Annotated in this window: 28 protein-coding genes; 22 read left to right on the top strand and 6 right to left on the bottom strand. The window is 50.1% G+C overall.

Annotated elements, in window-relative coordinates:
* Positions 1-93 precede the first annotated feature (93 nt).
* Complete coding sequence (locus ACAN54_RS10030; RefSeq protein ID WP_379153582.1) at positions 94-915, bottom strand: sugar phosphate isomerase/epimerase family protein; 822 nt, start codon at positions 913-915, stop codon at positions 94-96.
* A gap of 127 nt (positions 916-1,042) precedes the next feature.
* Here ACAN54_RS10030 and ACAN54_RS10025 point away from each other — a divergent pair, with 127 nt between their 5' ends.
* On the top strand, positions 1,043-2,014 hold the full coding sequence (locus tag ACAN54_RS10025) for an acetylxylan esterase (RefSeq protein WP_379153580.1): 972 nt from the start codon (positions 1,043-1,045) through the stop codon (positions 2,012-2,014).
* Positions 2,015-2,086: 72 nt separating this feature from the next.
* Here the strand turns inward: ACAN54_RS10025 and ACAN54_RS10020 are convergent, their stop codons facing one another.
* Positions 2,087-3,175 carry a low temperature requirement protein A gene (locus tag ACAN54_RS10020; protein WP_379153578.1) on the bottom strand — a complete coding sequence of 363 codons (1,089 nt, stop codon included), beginning with the start codon at positions 3,173-3,175 and terminating at the stop codon, positions 2,087-2,089.
* Between the two features lie 136 nt (positions 3,176-3,311).
* On the opposite strand from ACAN54_RS10020, the gene ACAN54_RS10015 reads away from it, so the two are divergent.
* On the top strand, positions 3,312-3,689 hold the full coding sequence (locus tag ACAN54_RS10015) for a YkvA family protein (RefSeq protein WP_379153576.1): 378 nt from the start codon (positions 3,312-3,314) through the stop codon (positions 3,687-3,689).
* Positions 3,690-3,797: 108 nt separating this feature from the next.
* Here ACAN54_RS10015 and ACAN54_RS10010 read toward each other — a convergent pair whose 3' ends face one another.
* Positions 3,798-4,181 (bottom strand): winged helix-turn-helix transcriptional regulator, encoded by a 384-nt coding sequence (locus ACAN54_RS10010; protein WP_379153573.1) that lies wholly within the window; start codon positions 4,179-4,181, stop codon positions 3,798-3,800.
* 329 nt (positions 4,182-4,510) lie between these two features.
* Here ACAN54_RS10010 and ACAN54_RS10005 point away from each other — a divergent pair, with 329 nt between their 5' ends.
* Positions 4,511-4,921: a CidA/LrgA family protein gene (locus ACAN54_RS10005; protein ID WP_379153571.1), complete on the top strand. Its 411-nt coding sequence runs from the start codon at positions 4,511-4,513 to the stop codon at positions 4,919-4,921.
* Positions 4,918-5,607: an LrgB family protein gene (locus ACAN54_RS10000; RefSeq protein ID WP_379153569.1), complete on the top strand. Its 690-nt coding sequence runs from the start codon at positions 4,918-4,920 to the stop codon at positions 5,605-5,607. Before ACAN54_RS10005 ends, ACAN54_RS10000 begins: the two co-directional genes overlap by 4 nt.
* A gap of 31 nt (positions 5,608-5,638) precedes the next feature.
* On the opposite strand, the gene arfA is transcribed toward ACAN54_RS10000, so the two are convergent.
* Positions 5,639-7,147 (bottom strand): arabinosylfuranosidase ArfA, encoded by a 1,509-nt coding sequence (gene arfA, locus ACAN54_RS09995; protein WP_379153567.1) that lies wholly within the window; start codon positions 7,145-7,147, stop codon positions 5,639-5,641.
* A 150-nt stretch (positions 7,148-7,297) separates the two neighbouring features.
* Between arfA and ACAN54_RS09990 the strand changes: the two genes are divergently transcribed.
* The 9 genes from ACAN54_RS09990 to ACAN54_RS09950 all read left to right on the top strand — a co-directional run bounded on the left by ACAN54_RS09990 (position 7,298) and on the right by ACAN54_RS09950 (position 12,742).
* A complete protein-coding gene (locus tag ACAN54_RS09990; RefSeq protein WP_379153565.1) occupies positions 7,298-8,200 on the top strand; it encodes an ArsR/SmtB family transcription factor in 903 nt (300 codons plus the stop codon).
* Positions 8,201-8,314: 114 nt separating this feature from the next.
* Complete coding sequence (locus ACAN54_RS09985; protein ID WP_379153563.1) at positions 8,315-8,854, top strand: hypothetical protein; 540 nt, start codon at positions 8,315-8,317, stop codon at positions 8,852-8,854.
* A gap of 93 nt (positions 8,855-8,947) precedes the next feature.
* Positions 8,948-9,121: a hypothetical protein gene (locus tag ACAN54_RS09980; RefSeq protein ID WP_379153561.1), complete on the top strand. Its 174-nt coding sequence runs from the start codon at positions 8,948-8,950 to the stop codon at positions 9,119-9,121.
* A 187-nt stretch (positions 9,122-9,308) separates the two neighbouring features.
* Positions 9,309-9,494, top strand: a complete 186-nt coding sequence (locus ACAN54_RS09975) for a hypothetical protein (RefSeq protein WP_379153559.1) — start codon at positions 9,309-9,311, stop codon at positions 9,492-9,494.
* 239 nt (positions 9,495-9,733) lie between these two features.
* Entirely contained in the window at positions 9,734-10,321 is a 588-nt protein-coding gene (locus ACAN54_RS09970) for a putative ABC transporter permease (protein ID WP_379153557.1), read from the top strand.
* Positions 10,322-10,484: 163 nt separating this feature from the next.
* Complete coding sequence (locus ACAN54_RS09965) at positions 10,485-10,940, top strand: hypothetical protein (RefSeq protein WP_379153555.1); 456 nt, start codon at positions 10,485-10,487, stop codon at positions 10,938-10,940.
* A gap of 57 nt (positions 10,941-10,997) precedes the next feature.
* Complete coding sequence (locus tag ACAN54_RS09960) at positions 10,998-11,471, top strand: NUDIX domain-containing protein (RefSeq protein ID WP_379153553.1); 474 nt, start codon at positions 10,998-11,000, stop codon at positions 11,469-11,471.
* 47 nt (positions 11,472-11,518) lie between these two features.
* Complete coding sequence (locus tag ACAN54_RS09955) at positions 11,519-11,920, top strand: ribosomal maturation YjgA family protein (RefSeq protein WP_379153551.1); 402 nt, start codon at positions 11,519-11,521, stop codon at positions 11,918-11,920.
* A 30-nt stretch (positions 11,921-11,950) separates the two neighbouring features.
* A complete protein-coding gene (locus ACAN54_RS09950) occupies positions 11,951-12,742 on the top strand; it encodes a lipid II flippase Amj family protein (protein WP_379153549.1) in 792 nt (263 codons plus the stop codon).
* Between the two features lie 93 nt (positions 12,743-12,835).
* Here the strand turns inward: ACAN54_RS09950 and ACAN54_RS09945 are convergent, their stop codons facing one another.
* Positions 12,836-13,651, bottom strand: a complete 816-nt coding sequence (locus ACAN54_RS09945; RefSeq protein ID WP_379153547.1) for a hypothetical protein — start codon at positions 13,649-13,651, stop codon at positions 12,836-12,838.
* A 304-nt stretch (positions 13,652-13,955) separates the two neighbouring features.
* Between ACAN54_RS09945 and ACAN54_RS09940 the strand changes: the two genes are divergently transcribed.
* Genes ACAN54_RS09940 through lepB form a run of 9 tightly spaced genes read left to right on the top strand, consistent with a single transcriptional unit; the run spans position 13,956 to position 22,379 of the window.
* Positions 13,956-14,957: a beta-ketoacyl-ACP synthase III gene (locus ACAN54_RS09940; RefSeq protein ID WP_379153545.1), complete on the top strand. Its 1,002-nt coding sequence runs from the start codon at positions 13,956-13,958 to the stop codon at positions 14,955-14,957.
* On the top strand, positions 14,947-16,176 hold the full coding sequence (locus ACAN54_RS09935) for an ATP-grasp domain-containing protein (protein WP_379153543.1): 1,230 nt from the start codon (positions 14,947-14,949) through the stop codon (positions 16,174-16,176). Before ACAN54_RS09940 ends, ACAN54_RS09935 begins: the two co-directional genes overlap by 11 nt.
* Entirely contained in the window at positions 16,173-17,168 is a 996-nt protein-coding gene (locus ACAN54_RS09930) for an NAD-dependent epimerase/dehydratase family protein (RefSeq protein ID WP_379153541.1), read from the top strand. The genes ACAN54_RS09935 and ACAN54_RS09930 overlap by 4 nt, the downstream gene beginning before the upstream one ends.
* Positions 17,165-18,019 carry an MBL fold metallo-hydrolase gene (locus tag ACAN54_RS09925; protein WP_379153539.1) on the top strand — a complete coding sequence of 285 codons (855 nt, stop codon included), beginning with the start codon at positions 17,165-17,167 and terminating at the stop codon, positions 18,017-18,019. The genes ACAN54_RS09930 and ACAN54_RS09925 overlap by 4 nt, the downstream gene beginning before the upstream one ends.
* Entirely contained in the window at positions 18,016-19,332 is a 1,317-nt protein-coding gene (locus tag ACAN54_RS09920; RefSeq protein ID WP_379153537.1) for a F390 synthetase-related protein, read from the top strand. Before ACAN54_RS09925 ends, ACAN54_RS09920 begins: the two co-directional genes overlap by 4 nt.
* Complete coding sequence (locus ACAN54_RS09915; RefSeq protein ID WP_379153535.1) at positions 19,329-20,471, top strand: GNAT family N-acetyltransferase; 1,143 nt, start codon at positions 19,329-19,331, stop codon at positions 20,469-20,471. Before ACAN54_RS09920 ends, ACAN54_RS09915 begins: the two co-directional genes overlap by 4 nt.
* A gap of 54 nt (positions 20,472-20,525) precedes the next feature.
* On the top strand, positions 20,526-21,410 hold the full coding sequence (locus ACAN54_RS09910; protein WP_379153532.1) for an SDR family oxidoreductase: 885 nt from the start codon (positions 20,526-20,528) through the stop codon (positions 21,408-21,410).
* 43 nt (positions 21,411-21,453) lie between these two features.
* Positions 21,454-21,855, top strand: a complete 402-nt coding sequence (locus tag ACAN54_RS09905; protein ID WP_379153530.1) for a DUF4265 domain-containing protein — start codon at positions 21,454-21,456, stop codon at positions 21,853-21,855.
* 26 nt (positions 21,856-21,881) lie between these two features.
* Positions 21,882-22,379 carry a signal peptidase I gene (gene lepB / locus ACAN54_RS09900; protein ID WP_379153528.1) on the top strand — a complete coding sequence of 166 codons (498 nt, stop codon included), beginning with the start codon at positions 21,882-21,884 and terminating at the stop codon, positions 22,377-22,379.
* Here the strand turns inward: lepB and ACAN54_RS09895 are convergent.
* On the bottom strand, positions 22,376-22,678 hold the full coding sequence (locus ACAN54_RS09895) for a Dabb family protein (protein WP_379153526.1): 303 nt from the start codon (positions 22,676-22,678) through the stop codon (positions 22,376-22,378). The genes lepB and ACAN54_RS09895 overlap by 4 nt on opposite strands.
* Positions 22,679-22,692 lie beyond the last annotated feature (14 nt).

Below are 22,692 nucleotides of genomic sequence, written 5' to 3'. Positions count from 1 at the left end.
TTTTATTCAGGCGGAAACTGAAATGTACCAGATCAGCGGGTATAAATTCTTCAGCAGCACTTCAAACCGGATGTGCATTATGGTATGGGAGGATTAGGACGAAAGACTGCCGAGACTCTCCAACAGGGCTATCGTCTTGCGGATTTCCTGGCCTTGGATATCTTCAAGTGAGACATCGATCATCGGCTTGCGGGCCTGGAGCTTCTTCAGGAACTCCGCGGTGTGGAAGATTCCCCCGCCTGCCTGCCCGTGACGGGTACGGGCACCCTCGGCATATATATCTTTCAGATGGGCCAGGATGATCCGGTCCCCGAACAGGCTGAAGGCCTCGTCAACGATTTCATCCTGCCGCTTCACCTGGTCTCCGATCAGATTGCATGGATCAAAGACTACGCCAATGGAGGTAGAAGGGACTTCATCGAGAATACGGCGCATTTTGGCAGGAGTGGATAAGGTATGGGAGCTTACGGGCTCAAGTCCCAGGAACACGCCCCATTTATCTGCTTCCTCGGCCAGTTCTTCCACGGTGGCCCGCAGAGTCTCCCAGCCCAGCTCCTCATACCGGTAAGGCTCGAATTCTGCAAAAGTAGTCAAGCTACCGGTCTCTGTAGCGACCATCGGTGCTCCGAACTGCCGGGCATAACGCAAATGTTCCTTGAACCGTTCGATCTCCTGCCGGCGGACAGCCGGGTCGGGGTGAATCGGGTTAATGTAACAGCCGAGCACGCCGATACGGATCCCGGCGCGGTCAAACTGTTCACCGATATAATTGGCAAGGCCAGGACTAAGCTTTCCGGTAGAGGTGTCGATATCTTGTATGGCTTTGGACAAAGCCAGCTGTACAAAACTGATTCCGTAATCTTGAAGTGCAGCGGTGAGTTCTTTAAGCGGCAGACAACCTGCGGTGTGGGCCAAAGTACCGTAACGGATAAAAAACAGCTCCTTTTGAAAAGTAGGGATTTGTATTAGTATTAACTATTATATTAATAGCGCTTTCAACTACATGCAACGGTATAGCGCTGACAGAATAGGAGAGAAACTAATGAATGCGATAGAGCAGCGCAAGCAGGAACTGGAGAACTGCCGTCCTGAACCGACCCTGGAGCTTGCGACGGTCAACAGATTTTGGGATGGTATCCTTGCAGAGTATGCCGGCAAACCTCTGGATATTATTTCCGTTCCTGAAGTGACGCCTTATCCAGGCATGCGGGTGGACAAGGTCAGCTTTCACAGCTTTGATGACACGAGGGTCAATGCCTGGCATATTCAGCCTTCATATACAGAAGCAAGCGGGGAGCAGCTTCCCTGTATCGTTACGTTTCCCGGCTATACGGATGACCGAGGATATCCGGAGCGTTACGCTTCCTGGGTGTTGCTCGGCTATTCCGTTCTCGCCGTGGATGTGAGGGGACAGCTCGGAGAGACCGGCAACCTGCTGGCACTGGAGGGCGGAGTGGTAAAAGGCTGGATTACCCAGGGTCTTCTGGAGAAGGAGCGTTCTTATTATTTGGGCGTAGCCATGGATACTGTCAGGGCTTTGGAAACAGCAGCACAGCTTCCTGGGGTGGACCCATCGCGAATTGCGATTACAGGCGGCAGCCAAGGGGGCGGGATTGCGCTGCTGGCAGGTGCACTAAGCACGAGGGTCGCCGCTGTTGCCGCAGACATTCCCAACCTGTGCCGTCTGGATTTCGGTGTGCTGAATTCAACAAGCTCCCTGACAGAAATTGGCGCTTATGTGAAACGGTATCCTGAGCATCTGGAGCAGGTGCTGGATACGCTAGCTTATTTTGACATCGTGAATCTGGCGCCGCGCATCAAGGCTCCGGTTCTTATCTCTGTCGGCTGGAAGGATACCGTATGCATGCCTGAAACCGTATATGCGGCTTACAACCGCATAGAATCGGATAAGCAGATAATGGATTATCCATTTTCAGGACATGAGGTTAGTGAATATCATAACCGCCAAAAGGTTTTGTTTCTCCAAAAGCATCTGGGTCAGGCGAAAGGCTAGAACGGGAATAGGGTTGTACGAACACAAAAGGGGCGTCACGGCCATATGCAGCTGTGAACGCCCTGTTTTTTATCAGGTTGTGATTTTGGCATAGACGGCAAAGAATAGCGCCAGTTCTCCGATAATCAACACATTTGGCACATGTACCATTACGTCCAGAATGTAAAAGCAGACGAGGATCGCTGTCAGCATCCCCAGATGAACGATCCCGAGCTGATGCTGCTTATGCCGATAGACATGAAAGACAAGGGTAGTGGAAGCAAAATAGAGTAGTGCCGAGCCAAAAATGAGATTCAGCATCTGGTCATAATGCAGCTTGCTCAGGAACAGCAGCTGGATCGAGGCGGCCAGCATACATAGCGACAGAAAGATGAACAAATGGCCGTAAATGATCGTCTGTCCTGCGGTATGGACATTTTTGTCCACTTTCTTCTCCAGATTGTCATAGTACTGCCACCACATAGCAATAATCAGCACAAAGGTCAGAGCTGCGAAGCCGACAGAATGCAAGGTCCAGACGCTCGACTGCAGCACAGCCAGAATACTGACCACAGCTTCTCCGAGCAGAATCAGTGCGAACAGGGAGAATCGCTCCAGCAGATGGTGGGTATTGGTTGGCGTCTTGATTAGGATTCTCCGGCCTATTAACGGCAGAAGAATATCAAGGGCAATACCGGCGTACAGCACCACATAACGAACCCAGGAATCGAAGAACAGAGAGCAGGCGGATATCACAAGCCCCATCCAGAACCGGGTGCCCAAATATTGAGCGGTTGTCTTCAAATGACCAGTTTCCTTGGAATGAACGAAATGATACTGCACGGCAGTCATCGCGCGGAGCCCAATGTAGCCTATCAGAAAAGAATAATAGGTTTGGTCGAAATCCACTGACAGGCTGGCCGTCATGATAAGGACGAAGAACAGTTGAATAATCAGAAATATCCGGTGAGAGACAATATCTTGCCCGTACCGGTTGACAAACAGTGTCTGCCCTACCCATGCCCACCAAATGGGAATGAATATCAGCACGAATTTGACCAGTGTTTCAAGCGAGAGGGTTTCGTCCTCTACATGCAGCAGCACATGGCTGGCTTTGGACACGGCGGCCACAAACAACAGATCATAGAAGAGCTCCAGCCAGGTTACTTTTTTTGCAGTCATACAGCGCTCCTTTGCTGTCCGGATGAATTCGGTTCCTGTCATCTGTTTACCCGGAGCATTCCGGGTTATATGTTATAATAAAGGCTCTTACCGAGTGATTGCAAGGCAGTCTGACCACTAGAGGAGGAACTGGCAAATGGAGAAGGATGTTGGCAAGCTTCCTGCAGAACTTGAAGCAGAACATTTCAAATACAGTGAGAAGAACGAACAGCTTGTGAAAAAAAGCTTCTGGAGCAAGACCCGGAAGTTTGCCGGAAAAATCCCGTTTACCAAAGATGCGGTGGCCATGTATTACTGTGCCATTGATGCCAAAACCCCTTTATGGGCGAAAGGGATCGCCTTTGGAGCATTGGCTTATTTCATTTCCCCTATTGATGCGATTCCAGATGCATTGGTTGGCCTGGGTCTTACCGATGATGCAGCAATAATTGCTGCAGGGGTAAGGGCGATAGCTGGACAGGTGACGGATGAACACCGTCAGAAATCAGAGGCTTTTTTTGAGCAGGAAACCTAAAAATATATTCGATGTGAGGCCTTTAGCCGCACACCACAGCTTCTTTATAAGCTTTGTACAGGATACGGTATAAATGTTATAAAAAAAGCTGCAGCTTTAGCTGCACCTTCACAAACGCTCCACCTGGCAGCTTTCTTTGGAAAGCTGTTTGGTCTGGTATTCTTCGCCCCAATCCTTCATCAGTAGGATAATAGGAATAAGTGTGCGGCCGAATTCGGTCAGGGAATATTCCACTTTAGGTGGGACCTGTTGATAGACTTCACGGTGGACAACGCCATCCTCTTCCAGCTCACGCAGCTGCAGGGTCAGCATGCGTTGGGTAATTCCGGGACAGATCCGGCGGAATTCACTGAACCGTTTCTTTTCCTCCATCATGTGGTACAACAGCACACCCTTCCATTTGCCGCCGATCACGTCAAGGGTGAACTCCACAGGGCAGGCTGCCGTATCGTCTCCTGGGCATTCACCGAATCCGCCTTTACGGTCACGCATCACAGCTCACTCCCTCAGTATCATTGTGTATACTACATCACATTAAAGTGTGTACTTCAAACGCGAATGTATATTCTAATATAAATGTGCAGCCTCATACCGTCAATAAAGCGCGGGTCAGGTTGTGTAATGAATGAAAAAAACTGCTATGCTGGTGGCTGCGTTCTGCGCGTGCCTTGCTGCAAAGCAGTTTTTTGTGGTGTGAAGGTCTTGAAAATACATAAAAGCTTCGAAAAAGAATTGAAAACTTGCTGAAAATTCTGATAGTCTAATGAAGTGAGCCTTTTTCTAATGAATTATCATTTCAAGATTGAAGGGATTCCTGCAGTATGAAAATCATTCGTATTATTGCCCAGGTTGTTGTATTGTACATATTTTTTCTTGCCGGTGATTATTTGCAGAAGCTGCTGCATCTTCCGGTTCCGGGCAGCATTGTCGGGTTGTTGCTTCTTTTTGTTTTATTGCTGTTTAACATTGTGCCGGTGAAGCTGATTGAAGAAGGATCATTGTTCATTCTGGCCTATCTTCCCATGTTCTTCATCCCGGCGACTGCCGGAATTATGAATCACCTGGACATATTCAGCGGCCGCGGGCTGCTGATGATTGGCATACTGGTTATAAGCAGTGTGCTTACGATGGTTGTGACTGCACATGCCAGCGAGTGGATTACAGGCCGCCGCGCAGCCCGCAGCAATCGCTCTAACCTAACAGTTGTGCGTGAAAAGGGGAGCGAAGCATGAATATTTTGCTTGCCGTCAGCTTCATTCTAATGAATGTGGGCATCTATCTGTTCATGTCCATGCTCTACAAACGGTTCCGTCTCCCCGTACTTTTGCCGGCGCTAACTGCGACATTTACAGTTGTAGTTCTCTTACTTGGTTTCCATATTTCCTATGACACCTATATGATCGGCGGACAATGGATCAACCGCCTGCTCGGACCAGCCGTTGTATCCCTTGCCTATCCGCTCTACAAGCAGCGTCATGTGCTGTGGCAGAACCTTCCCGCTATTCTTGGGGGGACGGTTATCGGCCTGCTGGTAGGCATGTTCAGCGGTCTGTTGATGGCTGCCGGACTGGGTTTTTCCAAGCTCTATGTGCTCTCGATATTGCCCAAGTCCATTACGACAGCCGTAGCGATCCAGATTTCCAGCAACCTGGGCGGGGACGCGTCCTTAACCTCCGTATTTGTGATGATTGCCGGATTTACCGGAGCGATTGGCGGCCCTTATATTATCAAACTCTTCAGAATCGGCAGTGAGTCCGGGATTGGCATTGGCCTGGGTACTGCATCTCACGCCCTCGGTACAGCCAAGGCTCTGGAGTACGGTGAACAGTCCGTGTCCATGAGCTCGGTAGCGATGACAGTCTGTGCCATTGTAGGTTCCGTAGTGGGGCCTTTAGTGGCCTGGGTCATGTACCACTGAAGCACCACTATACTATCACCAATTGTTCGTTTTAATTTTCTACACGCAGCCGGATTACATTCCACGAGGCTTTGGACAGCAGGGCGGTGATACGGCCGCCTTCTGCTGAGGCTGTTCCATGGTCATGCGGCAGGACGTTGCCCGGACTTGACTTGGTATTAGCCGCTTGAAGATCTTCATGATCCATAACGGTGTGCTGGATGACTGTAGTTTTTCCGAAGCTGCGTAGATCCACAGTGAACTCCATCTTTTCGCTCATATGACGGTTTACAGCAAAGACTGTAATCTCGCTGAGCTCCTCGTTATACACACTCACTGCTTCCAGGTAAGGGACATCTGTGAAATCCTTGGAATCATATTTAGGACTGGAAATGAGCGGATGCAGCACAGTTCCCCGGCCATACAGGGAAGCATGCATGTAAGGATAATAGGTGGTCTGGAGCCACAGTGGGCCGCCATTTTCAGTCGTAATCGGTGCGATGGTATTGATCAGCTGGGCGATACAAGCCATCTTCACCCGGTCTGCGTGCTTGAGTAAGCTGATCAGACAGCAGCCCACAACCAGCGCATCCTCCATGTTATAGACATCCTCAAATTCCGGCGGTGCAACTTGCCAGCGGGTCTCCATACGGCTTGATCCCTGGGATTTCCACACATTCCACTCATCCAACGACAGATAAATCTTCTTTTTGCTCTTCTTTTTCGCTTTGATATAATCGCAAATCGCTGCCACGCTGTCGATGAACTGATCCAGATCCAGTGATTTGGCCAGGAAATTGGCAGTGTCGCCCACATTATTGTTGTAGTAGGTATGCAGAGACAGGAAATCCACATTGTCATACGTCAGATCTAGAACAGTCGCTTCCCATTCGGCAAAAGTGCTCATATCACTTCCCGAGCTTCCGCATGCGACGAATTCCAGTGTCGGGTCAACCCAGCGCATGGCTTTGGCGGTTTCATTGGCAAGCCGTCCGTATTCCACAGCGGTTTTGGCCCCGATTTGCCAAGGTCCGTCCATTTCATTGCCGAGACACCAGGTCTTGAAACGATGAGGAGCTTCTACCCCGTGGGAGATCCGCAGATCACTCCAATAGGAGCCGGAGGGATGGTTGCAGTATTCGACCAGATTTCTGGCGGCGTCAATACCCCGGGTACCCAAATTCACAGCCATCATGACCTCTGACCCAGCCAGCTTAGCCCATTCCACGAACTCATTGGTGCCCATTTGATTGGTTTCGGTGGTCCACCAGGCGAGTTCAAGCGACTGCTTGCGTTCCGACTGGGGGCCAACTCCATCTTCCCAATTGTAACCGGAGACAAAATTACCGCCAGGGTAACGGATAATTGGAACATTCAGTGCCTTGACAGCATTTAGAACATCTTGCCGAAATCCGTTCGAGTCTGCAGTAGGGTGTCCGGGTTCATAGATTCCGCCATAGACAGCCCGGCCCAGATGTTCGATGAATGAACCGTATAGACGAGGATCTACCTCTGCCAGTTGGAAGTCTTTGTCCACAATCATAGAGGCTTTAATAGTCATGGATAATTTGCTCCTTTTACAGAATTAATATAAATATTAATTAAGTATTTATTTTGTTAATTACATCATACGAATCATCCGTTATACTTAGCAATATAAAAATTCAGGATTAATAAAATCACTAATCCTTTTGATGTGGAGGTGCTGAGTATGTACTTAACAACGAGTGCTGAATCGCTAAAAGTGTACGAAGCCTTGGCCAGTGAGGTAAGATTGCGGATCATAGATCTGCTGAGTGTCCGGGAAATGCATATCAAAGAACTTGCGCAGGCTCTATACCTGAGTAGTGCAATTGTAAGCTCGCACGTCGCCAAGCTGCAAAGGGCCGGGCTCGTCAGCTCGCAGATGAAGAGAATCAGCGGCGGAACTTATAAATACTGTTCTTTGTCGGCTAATTTTTTGCAGATTAAGTTGTCAGGGGCACGGGGAATATCCAGAAAAGTAGTCGAGGTATCTGTACCCGTCGGACAATATACCGATTTACAGGCAGCACCTACATGCGGCATTGCCACTACTGAGAAACTGATTGGCTATTATGATGACCCGCGCTATTTTCTGGACCCGGAACGTGTGGATGCCGGAATACTCTGGTTTGCCAAAGGTTACGTGGAGTACAAGGTGCCCAATTATCTTTTCATGGATCAGACGGTGCAGGAAATCGAAATCTCCATGGAGATGGGTTCAGAAGCTCCTCATGTGAATGAAAAATGGCCTTCGGATATTACATTTAGCTTGAACGGGGTGGAATTGGGTAAGTGGACGAGTCCCGGTGACTTTGGCGTCATGAGAGGGCGTCTAACCCCGTCCTGGTGGAATGCAGAGGTGAATCAATACGGGCTGCTGAAAGTGTTGAGGATCAATAAGGGCGGCACTTACATTGATGGACAGCAGATTTCGGCGGTGACGCTTGATAATGTATTCTGGCAGCAGGATCAGTGGAGCTTCCGGCTGACTGCGGAGGACAGCACCCGAAGGCGGGGAGGATTAACCTTGTTTGGGCGTGGCTTCGGAAATTATGAGCAGGATATTGTATTCAGGGTGTATTACGAATAAGCCGTGTAAGTGCAAAGGGATGTGAAATATTATCTTGCTGATCCATAACCTTTCATATATTGTTAAAAAATGGTGCGTGCGCGCTTTTCTTTTCAAAATATGGAGGTGCTGCAGGTGAGAAAAGTGCTCTATGCCATCAGTGCTGTCCTCGCTCTGGCAGGAATTATCGTGTATGGCTTTGTCAGTGCCCCCAGAGTATTTCATGTGGATAAGGAGATCAAAGTCACCGCCTACAAGGAAAGGAATCCGGAGTTCTCTCAGCCAGTGATTCTGCTCCTCAAAGGCGTCTTTGATGAGAAATCCAAAAGTTATTTAGGTAAAATAACGATTAATGGAAACGAACTGGAGAGATGCAGGTTATCACCTGAATTTGGTATAGCAACTTGCGCCGACGCAAAGGGTGCCACTTCTGACATCATCGGAATGGTATTTTCAAGCGGGGATTATTCGAAGTGGAGCTTGTTGATCGGTCCCTCATACACCGTCCAGAGATCCTACAGTAAGTTGTATACCCTGTTGAATAAAAGCGATTCTACAGGTACAGCAGGAGACATTATCATGACATTGTCCACAGTCGGCCGTGAGGCTTCATTGAAGGAATCCCATGAATTGATCCAGCGCTGGCAGGACCGCTTAACAAGCCGGAATCCTTAGCTCCTCCAGAAAATATGTTTGCAAAACAGTTCAATGGGTAACTATAAACTAAGTAACCCACTACATTGCAAAGCATGCAAAGGAGGATTTCACATGTCAGATCAACTTGAAAATGAAGCGGACATCCGCAATAAAGAAAATAAAAAAGGCAATTCACTGGCGGAACGTAAAAAGATGGAAAATGGCGTGGACATTGAACCGGAGGCCGACGATTGGGTAGCCAAACCTGCGGAAACCTCTCATCCTGATCCGCTTCCTAAGAACTAACAACAGCATGCCTGTCTGACAGACTACCCTCCAAGGTAGTCTGTTTTTTGATACGAGTTCATATTGAGAAGCGGTTAGTAAATAATGTATACTGAAATCAAGTCCAACTGCGGCATTTCTTCATTCTCCGTTACATTACAGATTTCACAGTTCTCTGGGCAATCCATTTTGCGGGGAGGAATCCTAAATGAGGAGTCGGAACGAGAACGGCCGTTATAGGCAAAAGCGCGGGGACGCGCTTGTAGGCAACCTTGAGAAAAAGTACGGTTCGGACTTTGGCGTACGCAGCGACATGAAGCTGGAGACGCTAAGAAGGCAGCATGGCGGACTGTCGTTCACACAGCTGCTCAAAGAGCAGCAGGATAAAAACTAACCGCTTTACAAGATGAACAATAGAATGGTTAACCATAGCTGCCGAAGGCTTTGAATACCAAAGCATTCGGCAGTATGTTTTTGATAGCTTTGCGTATGAGAACATAACCTGCGGGTTATGTTTTTTTGTTACAGCATTATCAGACTGTTCAGGAATAGCTGTTTAGTAACAACCAGTATTTACCTTAATAGTTTCTGCTCCATACCGGGCATACTACTCCCAATTAAACCTAAAAAAGGGTGGGGGCGGGAACAATATCGATATCAAATCTGCTGTCGCTAGGACATTCCCCCGGTGCGATGCTGGCGGGAGAATATTTTTTCTATTTTATGCTGTATTCTTTTCTGGGCTGGGTGCTGGAAGGGAGCTATAATCTATACAGCCGGGGGTCTTTTCGCAAGGAGGGATTTCTCAAGGGGCCTTTCAAGCCCATGTACGGTTTCGCTCCATTGCTGCTGCTGGCGGCTAAAGATCTGCACTTTCCGCTGCTGCTCATTATATCTCTGGCCTTCATTATCCCTTCCGCTGTGGAGTTTGCGAGCGGGTGGATGCTGAAGTCCGTTTTTCATAAGCAGTGGTGGGATTACTCGGGGATGGCTTATCAATTGAAGGGGCACATCTGTTTGAAATTCTCAATGTACTGGTGGGCGCTGGCAACTGCCTGTATTTATGGTCTGCAGCCGCTTGTAGAGTTACTGTACCTACCTGTTTCCGCTGTGTGGATGTTGCTTCTGCCACTAATAGCTTTGGTGTTTGCTGCTGACCTGCTCTGGACCTGGCGGATTTGGCGGCGCGGTGTAAAAGTGTTGGAGCTAAGGGAAGGGTAACAACTGAGTAATGATATTGTATATGCTATATGTAAAATCAAGGGACATTATCAGCCTTCTGGCCGATAATGTCCCTTTCCTGTTTGTAGAGACAAGGAATACATGCTAATGTTGTCAAATATAGTGAGAGAAGTCCACAAGAGCACATACACCGGGAGGGAAAATGCGGAGAATTCCAAAGCTTAGTACCTTTGTTATCGTCCTGGAGATCTTCATCATTGGAGTGTTGATAGGCTTGCTATTGTATTCAGCAGGCAAGCAGGAGTCCAGGGAGCAGCCCAATTTGATTACACATTTTGACCAGGCCGATTTGAAGCGGATGCAAGAAGCGATAACCCGATTTGGCGAAGGTAAAGGGGATAATCTGACCATGCTCGAATGGGGAATAGACAGTGGGCCGTTCATTCACGATTTCTATAGTGACGGCACTGAGATCCACTGGTTCGTGGACAATTCCAGAGACGGCATGGCCGCTAACCCGGGGAGAACTGAATATATATGCAAGGCTGTCGGCCTTTCCGAGACGACGGAATTATACAGAGTGGAGTTGTCAGATTGCAACGGTTATGCGAAAGAAGAGACCATCAGCTTGATTTCTTTCCCCAAGGATAAAAGATAAGAGCTATTCATAGGCGCTGATGCTGAATATCGCTAGTCCACAAACAGGAGGGATACTATGCCAATATCCGAATATTACCGCGGGCTGCGGGAAAGGGCTGGGAGTGAACTGTTAATGGTGCCGTCTGTCGCGGCAGTGATCAGAAATGAGGAAGGAGAGGTTCTTCTGCTCCGCAAAGGCGGGGAACAGCTGTGGGGGCTGCCCGCAGGTGCTATTGAACCCGGAGAGACACCGTCCAGGGCACTGCGCAGGGAGGTGTATGAAGAGACAGGGCTGATGGTGAATCCACTCCGCATCATTGGGGTATTCGGCGGAGAGAAATATACATATGAATACATCAATGGTGACCGGGTACAATATTCGGTCATTGTGTTTGCATGCTCCATCGTCAAGGGAACGCTCCGGAGTATCGACGGAGAGGCAGAGGAGCTCGCATTTTTCAGCGAGGAAGAGCTTCCGGAACTCGCCATTCCATATCCAAGGGAGATTTTCATGGAGGGTTCTGCTGAAGAGCGGGTCATCTTCGAATAATACACGTCAATATAATAATGAGGATGAAGGTAATGAGGATGAAGGTAATGAGGGCCAAAATCATATATGCTTGTGCTGTGCTCCTGGCCATCGTCCTGGGCCTTGGCTCCAGAGAATATGGTGACCGTCTGCCAACGTTAGTTGCCGACCACCTGGGAGATGCGCTCTGGGCTTCGATGATTTATTTCAGCTGTCGGGTGCTGTTCACCCGGCAGTCTTTATGGCTGTCACTATTGCTCAGTTTAGGTTTCTGTTTCGGAATTGAACTCAGCCAGCTCTATCAGAGTGAATGGATTAATGGCGTGCGGGATACGGTAGTCGGCGGATTGATCCTCGGAAAAGGGTTTCTCTGGGTCGATCTTCTGCGATACACGGCGGGGATAATATTCGCCCATGTACTGGACTGCCTATGTAATTGTTGGCATGATCGAAGCCTGAAGTCTTCCTAATACTGCCTGATGTGGAGATGAGATGGTCTTATGACAAACAGTTTAATCTTAGTGTGTATGCTGACGATGATCATTCATACAGCCGAAACGTTGTCTTATTCGGTTCGTTTTGCCGGCGTGAAGCTGAATAAAATCGCTATCGCCTTATCTCTAACCGGCATCATCGTACTGGTATCCAGAACCGCCAATATGGTTCAAGCCCCGCTCACGGCCAAATTTGTTGATCTTGCCAAAATAGATGTCAGCTTCCCTCTGGAGAATTATCTGCGGATCACCATGCTGGCTTCCTCGCTGGGTACATTGATTGCTATTGCCTTATTCCCTACCTTTGTGGGGTTGTCAGGCAGAATCATCTCCAAGCTGGAGATCGAAGGCTCACTACCCAAACTGCTGACCAGTGTAACGATCAGCCAGCTTAAGAATACCCGCAAGTATATCCGCAAGCCCAAAGTGAAGCTGCACAGCTTTCGGTATCTGGGCATTCCGAAGAGATTTATTGTCATGAATATATTTGTTACAGGATTTTATACGGTCGGTGTACTATCTTCATTAATGGCAGCACATCTCGTACCGGCTCTGAGCACAACTGCTTCCCAGGCTTCAGGGTTGATCAACGGGCTTGCCACTATTATGCTGACCATCTTCATCGACCCCCAGCTTGGAATTATAACCCATAAGGCCACTGAAAATGCAGATTCCCGTGATCAGCTGGGCAAAATCTATGTTCTCCTGATGGGTTCACGATTTCTGGGAACCTTGCTTGGCCAGCTTGTGCTTTTGCCCGCAGCCCATTCGATTATCTGGCTTGTACAGCTGATCTAAAGGAAAGCCCAAGCACATATAGCCGCTGTATCCATACATAGATGATCTATTAAACGAGGCGCTTCATTATATGAACCGTATAAAGTTACACACTTAGTTAGGCAGCTTGGCTTCCGCTGCACGGAGCGCAAGTGTGATCTTCTGCTCCCAGGCATACGATTGCTGGCCGAACGTACGGAGCTCGCCCATCCGGGCATAAGACGATTTCATTGCCGCTGCAGCAGTGACGGCATCGCCTGCTGCAACCGCTGCTTTATACCGCTTATCGGCTTCTGTGCGTTCTGCCTGAGCGGTGCTGGCTGCTTTGTTTTGTGCAGTAATCAGCTTCTTGAGGCCGGCTATGGGAGCCAGGGCATCCTTGGCGGGTTTGAGTTTGGCTGCTGTCCGGGCCCGGGCTTCCGTTAACAGGGAGTTCTTCGCCTTGACCTCGGCCCGTGCAGCGGCTGCGGCCGCCTTAAGCTTGTTACGCTTAATCTCCAGCAAGGTCACAGACCTCAGATTTCCGGCCTTTCGGGCTGCTGTAATCTGCTGTCCGATTGAACTGTATTCCTCCAGCAGCGGTGAATGTTTCTTCTTCATGGCTTCGGCTTCAGCCTTCAACCGGTTTATCAAGGCGGAATCTACGGCTTGCAGCTTGAGATTTATGGCTGTGAGATCGGCATTGTTCTGCTTGTGGAGTGTCTGGGTTCTTGTACTTTCAGACTTCAGAGTCGCTTGGAGCCCGGTGTAGTCGCTATACATCGCATGAATCTCTTCCAAGGCAGAGTCCCAATCCGATGCCGCTTCAGCATGGGGGATATACATGCTGAATACAGCCAGCAGTAACAGTATTCCTATCCACGTGCGGTAAAAGGCTGTGCTGCTCCTTTGTTCTGAAGAAGTTTTCCATTTCCATGGTCCCGCTGTCATTCTCATCATCTCCTAAAGTATTGTCGAATAGTATGGTCGATAATAGACGCCAAAAAGCACCTCCAAGAAAGGCGCAATGGCCTGTCCTGCGAGGTGCTTCTCCCGCTTATCGTATGAAATCTGTTCTTTTACTATAGCTGGTAATCCTGAGATCGTCAACCAAAAAAAGAACGCAGGTTCGCTTATTTTGTCTTTTCCTGCTATTTTCATGTAACTGATCCAAGAAATCTAGTAGAATAGTTCTAGAGTTTACAATAATGGATAAAACCCGCAGCAGAAGCAGTATAGACAGGGAGATGACATCGTGCAGCTTAGACATGTGAAAATCTTGGGTACCGGCAAGTATTTACCAGGCAGAAAGGTGACGGACGAGGAATTGGATATGAGGCTCGGCACACCTTCCGGCTGGGTCGGCAAAGTAACAGGAGTAGGCGTACGGCATTATGCCGGGGAGGGCGAAACCGCCTCCAGTATGGGTGCCAGAGCCGCTGAAGCTGCGCTTGCGGCAGCGGGACTGAGCTTTGCCGATATTGATTGCCTGGTCTGCACGAGCGGAACTAAAGAGCAACCCCTGCCCAGTACGGCAGTATTTATTCAACAGGCGATGGGACAGGAGGACTCCGGTGTCCCGGCTTTTGATATCGACTCTACCTGTCTCAGCTTTCTGGTAGGTCTGGATGTTATGTCTTATATGGTGGAAGCCGGCAGATACCGGAACGTGCTTCTGGTAGCTTCAGAGATTGCCTCAGCTGGACTTAATTATGAGGATAAGGAGAGTGCGGCGTTATTTGGCGACGGGGCGGCTGCAGTGGTCATCGGCCCGAGTGCTGCCGGTGATTCCTCGAAGATTCTCCATGCCTCGCTCAAAACCTACAGTAGCGGTGCACGATACTCTGAGATTGCCGGCGGAGGAACAAGGCTGCATGCTCACAAATACAGTAAGGAGAATGCTTTGCCTTATTTATTTCATATGGACGGGCAAGCCATATTCCGCAAAGCTTCCAAGCTTCTTCCGGATTTCATAAATGAAATGCTGACACAGACAGATACGCAAATGGATGATTTCCGTCTGGTTGTACCTCATCAGGGAAGCGCGATGGCAATGAGGCTGCTCCGCAAAAAGCTTGGTATTGCCGAGGACAGATTTCTCGATAATACGCCAGGACATGGCAATACCATTGCAGCCTCCATCCCCATGGGACTACATGAAGCGGTCATACAGGGGCGGGTGCAGCGGGGAGACCGCATACTGTTCATTGGCACTGCGGCAGGATTATCACTGGGGGGCATGATTATTGACTACTGATCTCCCAGCCAAACCAGCAGTAAAGAATGTGCTTATTACAGGGGGGAGGGCCCCTGTGGCACTGGAGTTGTCCAGGCTGCTGCGGGTATCTGGCCACCGGGTATTTGCTGCTGAAAGCGCCGAGTATCACCTGTGCAGGGTTTCCTCAGCTGTAGAATGCAGCTATCTTGTGCCCCCGCCAAGGCATCGTCCGGCGGACTATATTGATGAGCTGGTGAAGCTGGTCAAAGAACTGGACATTCATGTGCTGATTCCACTGTGCGAAGAGATTTTTTATATATCAGCGAGCCTTGACCGCTTTAGCGGCTGCCGCGTGCTCTCTGCGGGTCGGGAGACGCTGGCCCGTTTGCATCATAAGGGTGATTTCATGGCCTGGGCGAGGGAGCTGGGATTTACTATCCCTGTGACACATCTGCTAAGCAGCCCTGAAGAATGGAACAGTCAGACGGAGGAAGCGGCGCGGATGGGAGAATCCTGGGTGTACAAGCCGGCATATTCCCGCTTTGCTTCCAAAGTCATTTTGCCCGGTGATATCAGCGGAGGTCAGGAAGACCTTGCCGGATCAAGCAGGGCTGCAGCTCCGCTTGGCATTGGCCTGGCTGCTCCATGGGTGGCTCAGCAATTTATTAAGGGAGCGGCAATATGCACTTATAGTGTTGTGCATCAAGGTGAGGTGTCCGCTCATGCTGCTTATGGCAGCAGGTACAGGACGGGTAAGGCGGGGGCGAGCGTGTATTTCGAGCTAGTGGAGCATACGGGAGCCTTTGAATGGATACAGCATTTCGCCAGGGCCACCGGATTCAGCGGCCAGATCGGCTTCGATTTCATCCAGGCGGAGGACGGCGTTTTGTACCCGATCGAATGTAACCCGCGGGCGACCAGCGGAATTCATTTGTTCGCTCCGGATGATGGGCTGGTCGAGGCTTTGCTTAGTCCTGATATGATTAAACAGCACGGAAGCGTCAGCACACCGCGTTCAGGCAAAAAAGCAATGCTCGCCCTACCCATGCTTTCGTGTGGCCTACACCCTGGACCGGGGGGCTGGGTGAGGTGGATAAAGGCGTTCCGTGCAGCTGAAGATGTGATCTTCCGTAAGGATGATATGCGACCTTTCCGCGAGCAGCTTCGCATTGTCTACCATGCCTATCGCCTAGCCCGGCAGAATAAGATTTCGGTTACTGAAGCCTTGACAGAAGACATAGAATGGAACGGTGAATGATGGTTAGAGCACTTGTAACAGGCGCAACCGGCTTTCTTGGCCTTCATACGGTACGGAGGCTTGTAGAGCTGGGCTGGGAAGTATATGGCCTCGGGCGCAACCGGGAAATCGGCGAACAGATTGAACAGGCTGGTGCTGTGTTTGTATGTGAGGATTTGCGTCAGCGTGAAGCGGCGGTCCGGGCGTGTGCCGGAATGGATGTAGTCTTCCATTGTGCGGCACTATCATCGCCCTGGGGCAAATATAGTGACTTTTACTCATGCAACGTTACAGCTACACAGAATATTGTTGAGGGCTGCATGCGGCACAAGGTCCAGCGGCTGATTCATATATCGACCCCGAGCATATATTCAAGCCGCCAAAGCCGGTTCGGCATCCGGGAAGCAGATCCGCTCCCTCCGAAACCGGCTAACCGCTATGCGGCAACCAAATTAATGGCGGAACAGGCAGTAGAGCAGGCTGCTGCCCAGGGACTAATGGCATTTATACTGCGCCCGAGGGCGATATTCGGTCCTATGGACAATGCCTTGTTTCCGCGGCTGCTCGCGGCCAATGAGGCTAAAGGTGTACCTCTGCTTGATGGTGGAGGGGCTATGATCGATGTGACCTGCGTGGAGAATGTTGTTGATGCTATGCTGCTCTGCAGCAGCGCCCCGTCCACAGCGGCCGGACGAGCGTACAATATTTCAAACGACGAGCCAATTATGTTCAAGGAACTGCTCGTGCGGCTGTTTGCCCGGCTAGAGATCCCGCTGCGTAGCAGACAGATTCCATATCGTTCCGCTTATGCAGTTGCCGGAATATTGGAGGGGGTACATACACTGCTTCCATTTCTGGGTGAGCCGATGCTTACCCGTTATTCGGCTTCGGCCCTCGGGGTCTCTCAGACACTCGATATTTCACTAGCGCGGGAAATGCTTGGCTATCATCCCCGTGTAACTATAGACGAAGGTCTTCTGTCCTTTGCGGAATGGTGGAGAGAATACAAATGATAACTTCAATCCCGGTAACGGTGTCGATCTTGTCTGCTGGATACTGCGTGCATCCTGAAGCATTGACACTGAGGGGAGGCACATTTAGATCCGTTCCTTTTCCAGCAGGGTATGCGCTGCTGAGGCATCCACAGTATGGACCGATCTTGTTCGATACAGGATATAGTGCCCGGTTCTTTCAAGAGACAGCGAAGCTTCCGGCTGCACTGTACCGTCATATTACACCCGTAGTTTTCAAGGAAGGCGAAAGTGCCGTGGAGCGGCTTCGGGAAGCTGGTATTCAGCCTGAAGAGATTCGTTATATGGTGCTCTCGCATTTTCATGCTGACCACATCGGTGGTGTCCGGGACTTCCCCCGGGCACAGTTCATTTATTTGCAGAAAGCTTACGAGTCCGTACGCAATCTTGGAACCATTAAGGCACTGCGGGCCGGATTTCTTCCGGGCCTGCTTCCTGAAGATTTTGCTGCACGTTCTTTACCTATAGACGAGCGTTCACCGCGACGCCCGCTGGATTCCGGATTTCCCTTCAAAGATGCATATGACCTGCTGGGAGACGGAAGTCTGCTGGCGGTAGAAATGTCCGGTCATGCCGCCGGGATGATCGGCTTGTTTGTCTCTGATGGAGGGAATGACTACCTGCTCTGCGCGGATACCGTATGGTCGAGCCGTGCTTTTCGCGAGAACCGCAGGCCGCATCCTGCAGCCGGTATCATTATGTCTAACCGCAAGGAATACCGGCTGAATTTTGACCTTTTACGTCAGATTCACGAGAACTTCCCAGGGCTGAGGATTGTACCCAGCCACTGCCGCGAAGCACTGGCACTGTGGGGAACAGGCGGTGTGAAATGAGACGGCTCCTGCGGACACTATGGTATTACGGCCTTACGAAGCGGCGGCAGCACTGGAAGAACCGGGATGCTCTGGAACGGTGGCAGGAGAAGAGGATCAGACGCCATGTGGAACAGATCCGCCATGACTCGCCTTATTACCGTGATCTGTGGGATAATATCCCAGCCGCGGACTGGCGCCGCTTTCCAATCATTGAGAAACAGCTCATGATGGATCATTTTGATACACTCAATACAGTAGGGATTACCAAAGACATGGCTTTCGCTGAGGCTTATGAAGCAGAGAACAGCCGTCATTTTAAACCAACATTGCATGGAATTACGGTTGGTTTGTCGTCGGGAACATCAGGAAGCCGGGGGATCTTTCTTGTCAGTGAAGAAGAACAGGCTGCCTGGACGGGTACCGTTCTGGCCAAGCTGCTGCCGGGAGGACTATGGCAACGGACGAAGATTGCATTTTTCCTGCGGGCTAACAGTAATCTCTATGAATCTGTCAGACAAGGACGGCTGCAATTCCAGTATTTCGATCTGCTGGAGCCGGTCGATCAGCTGGTGGCAAGGCTGGAGCAGTACAGCCCGGACATCTGGATCGCGCCGCCGTCCATGCTTCGTATGCTCGCTGAAGCGCGTCTGTCGGGCAGCTTGACGGTTCATCCACGTCGCCTGATTTCTGTTGCGGAGGTTCTGGACCCGCTGGACCGGGAGTATATCGAGCGAATCTTTGGTCAGAAGGTACACCAGGCCTACCAATGTACGGAGGGATTTCTTGGATATACCTGTGAGCACGGCACCCTGCATCTTAATGAAGATATTGTTCATATTGAAAAAGAGTATCTGGATCGTGAATCCAGGCGTTTCGTGCCGGTGGTGACGGACTTTTCAAGAAAGATCCAGCCCATTATCCGCTACCGGCTGAATGATATTCTGACCGAACGGTCTGCGCCTTGTTCTTGCGGTTCTTTGTTTACCGCCATAGAACGTATTGAAGGACGGTGCGATGATATTCTGTATCTTCCCCATTTGGAGAACGGACAGCTCGTCACGCTGTTTCCCGATTTTATCACCCGGGCTGTACTGGCTGCTTCTCCGGAGATCGAGCATTACCGGGTTATTCAGCGCAGTCCGCTGGATCTGGAAATTTCGTACCGCTCACGAGAGGGATGCTCTGAGGATATTGAATCCTTGTTAACCGGGGAATTCGCGCGTGTGTTTTCCCGTCTCAGGTGTATTCCGCCTCAGCTTCAGTTCACCGAATATAGCTTCTCTCCTGGTCCGGTGAAGCTTCGGCGGGTAGAGAGGAGCTGGAAGCTTTGAGCAACAGAGTATTTGAATACGACAGGAACAGCCTACGGGAACTGCAATGGCCGGATACGGATTATGGCCGCCATGCACAGCAATATATTTCAGCCATGCTGGAGCATCCTGCAGAACATTACTTTACTAATGTGCGTACAACCATCAGGGTAGTTGCAGTTGACGGCTTGCCTATACCCATTACCATAAATGAAGCCGAGTATACCAACTCGTATGTCTGCTCTCCCTATACGCACTATGTCAGCTATGCCCATGAAGAGCTTGCTTTGCTGAATAACCGGCTGCTGGAGGGAGTCCTTGCCGCTCTTTTGCGGGGGATGGGTTTTATGCTTAGAACTGCCCGGTTTAACCGGGTGGTTCAGGTTAACAACTGGCTGCTCTCCACCAACCTATATCCTCCGGTGAACCCGGAGCAACTGCTGAAGGTGCTGGATTATCTGCGCGCCGAGTATCCCGGTTATACGATTCTACTTCGTTCCTTAAGCAAGGAGACTTCAGGGCCATTAATGGATGCACTCAGCGGTTATGGCTGCAAATGGGTACCAAGCCGCCAGATTTATCTGCTGCAGCATCCCCAGAGCTCGAAGGCCAAATGGCTGGTGAAACGTGACCGTACTATGCTGGATAAGCAGGGATACACTGTTGAGCCGCCTGATCGGATTACGCAGGAGGACATCTCCCGTATTGTGGAGCTATATGAGCTTCTATATATTCATAAATATTCGGAGCACAATCCGAAGTTCACCGCAGCCTACATCCGTCTGGCATTGGAGAAGAGGACACTACATATTTACGGTCTGCGTAAAAATGGCAGGCTTGACGCCGTGCTTGGCTTCTACAGCCGTGAAGGTGCGATGACGGCGCCACTGTTCGGCTATGATACTACGCTGCCCCAGTCAATCGGCCTATACCGAATGCTGTCAGCTGTGTTGATTGATCTTGCTGAAAGCCGGGGAGAACTGCTGCATGAGAGCTCCGGGGTAGGTCAATTCAAACGCAACCGCGGAGCTGTGGCCGCCACAGAGTACTCGGTAGTATTGGATAAAGGAACACCCTGGCTGAACCGCTCCGGCTGGTCGTTTCTGGGGCTGCTGCTCAGGCGTGTAGGCATACCCTTGATCCAAAAGTTGAAGCTCTAACCGATTTATTTTACGCTAAAGCTGCCACAGCAAGTTTTGCACTAAGTGAATTCCTTGAATCGAGGTACAGTTATGAATAACGACAACGGACAAAGCGCAGATGACATTGCCCTCATCACTGGCGCCTCCTCCGGCTTTGGTCTGCTGACCGCACTGGCTCTGGCACGCAAAGGATATCAGGTCGCGGCCACCATGCGGGATCTGACCCGCCAAGGAGAACTGCTGCGTCAGGCTGAGGAAGCCGGGGTCGCAGAGCGGGTCCATGTGCTTGCCCTGGATGTTACGGACTCATTGTCCATAAAGCTTGCAATAGCAGCAGTTAAGAAGAGATTCGGAAGGATAGATGTACTAGTCAACAATGCCGGGTTTGCCGTTGGCGGCTTTGTGGAAGAGGTGAGCATGGAGGAATGGCGCCGGCAGATGGATACGAACTTTTTTGGCCTGATCGAAGTAACTCAAGCCGTACTTCCAGTGATGCGCAGTCAGCGGACAGGTCTGATCGTCAATGTTAGCAGCGTCAGCGGTTTAACCGGCTTTCCAGGATATGCTCCGTATGCTGCTTCCAAATACGCTGTGGAAGGTTTCAGTGAAAGCCTGCGCCAGGAGCTGCTTCCGTTTGGGATCCGGGTCGTACTGGTAGAGCCTGCTTCATTCCGCACACCGATCTGGGGCAAAGGGCTGGAGGGGATGCATACCCGCGATCAATCTCCCTATCAAGAGCAGTTGTCCCAAGTAGTGCGTTATTCCCGGCAAAGTGCCGAGACCGCACCCGAACCGGATCAAGTTGCCAGGCTGATTGCACGGATTACAGCAATGCAAGCTCCAAGGCTGCGGTACCCTGTCGGCAAGGGCTCCCGTCTGCTGATGATTGGCAAAACACTGCTGCCCTGGAAGGTGTTCGAAAGGATTATTGCCAAATCGCTTAAAAACATGAAATAATTAACAGGATATATTTGGCCTGACAGGAATGGAGGTGTGCCTAGTGCCGGGTACAGTAGGACTGCATATTTGCTTTGATGAGCTTGGCCGGGAGATTGAGATTCTCGATGTGACGCCTATAGCACGGGGCAAGTACCGTATTGAAGAAACGCCGATTTTCAACCCGTGTATTACGCTTGGAGATATCATTCGGGTCGAAGAGAAACAGGGGATTGCGTACTATGTGGAAACGGTGCAGAAATCGGGCTACATCCGATATGCCTGGCTGCTGAGCAAGGTGGCCGCAGGATCGCGTGAGATCCAAGAGTTCAAGCAAAGGATTAGAGCTCATGAGGGCAGATGGGAGCAGATCTTCGGCGGGCTGCTGGTGATCTATATTTCCAGGTTCTCTGAGATTGATGTAGAGAGCGAAATGGCTCTGATTCTTGAACGTTTTGATATATAATCCGGGATCTGAAAGGAAGATATAATATGAAAAAGTTTCTGAAGCAATGGGTACCTAGCATAGCCATCGGTATTGTTCTGTCGTTATTTATCCGTACATATGTAGCTGAAGCCATGCGAGTCCCAACCGGTTCGATGATTCCGACGATACAGATCAATGACCGGTTGGTGGTAGAGAAAATGCTCTGGATGACTACGCTTAAGCATGGCGATATTGTCGTATTCAATCCACCTGTGCCTGGGGATGAACAGAAAAAGTATGTCAAACGCCTCATAGGACTTCCAGGGGATACTATTGAGATCAAGGACGGAGCTTTGTACAGAAACGGCAGCCAGATCGAGGAGCCATATCTTCAGGAAAAGATGAACTATACGTTCGGGCCGGTCACGGTTCCCGCAGACCATTATTTTTTTCTGGGCGACAACCGGAATACGAGTTATGATGCCCATCTGTGGACCACACCCTTCGTAGCCAAAGATAAGCTGATCGGCAAAGTTCTTGTGGATGTCAATGATCTTTTCTAATGAATAGGGTAATCAACTACCACTACATTCTCGATGATCCCCTCAAGCAGCCCCACAAAATGCTGATGTGCCGGATGCGGTCCATAGTTGCGAAGGGCTTCCTGATCCGTGAAGGTCACGCGAAGCCCCAGCGTATAGCCATGGATATTCTCTGTTTCTTCCGTTTCGTTGATACCTGCCGTAAGCTCCTCAATTCCGGGAATAGCATCCTTCAGTGCCATAAGGGTCTGCACCAGCTGTTCTCCGGTTTCGGGCTGGTATTGCTCATTGAATCTAAAAACAACCAGATGCTCATACATAGTTAGTGTCCTCC

The sequence above is a fragment of the Paenibacillus diazotrophicus genome (assembly GCF_042610465.1).
This window is presented reverse-complemented; position numbering and strand designations above follow the sequence as displayed.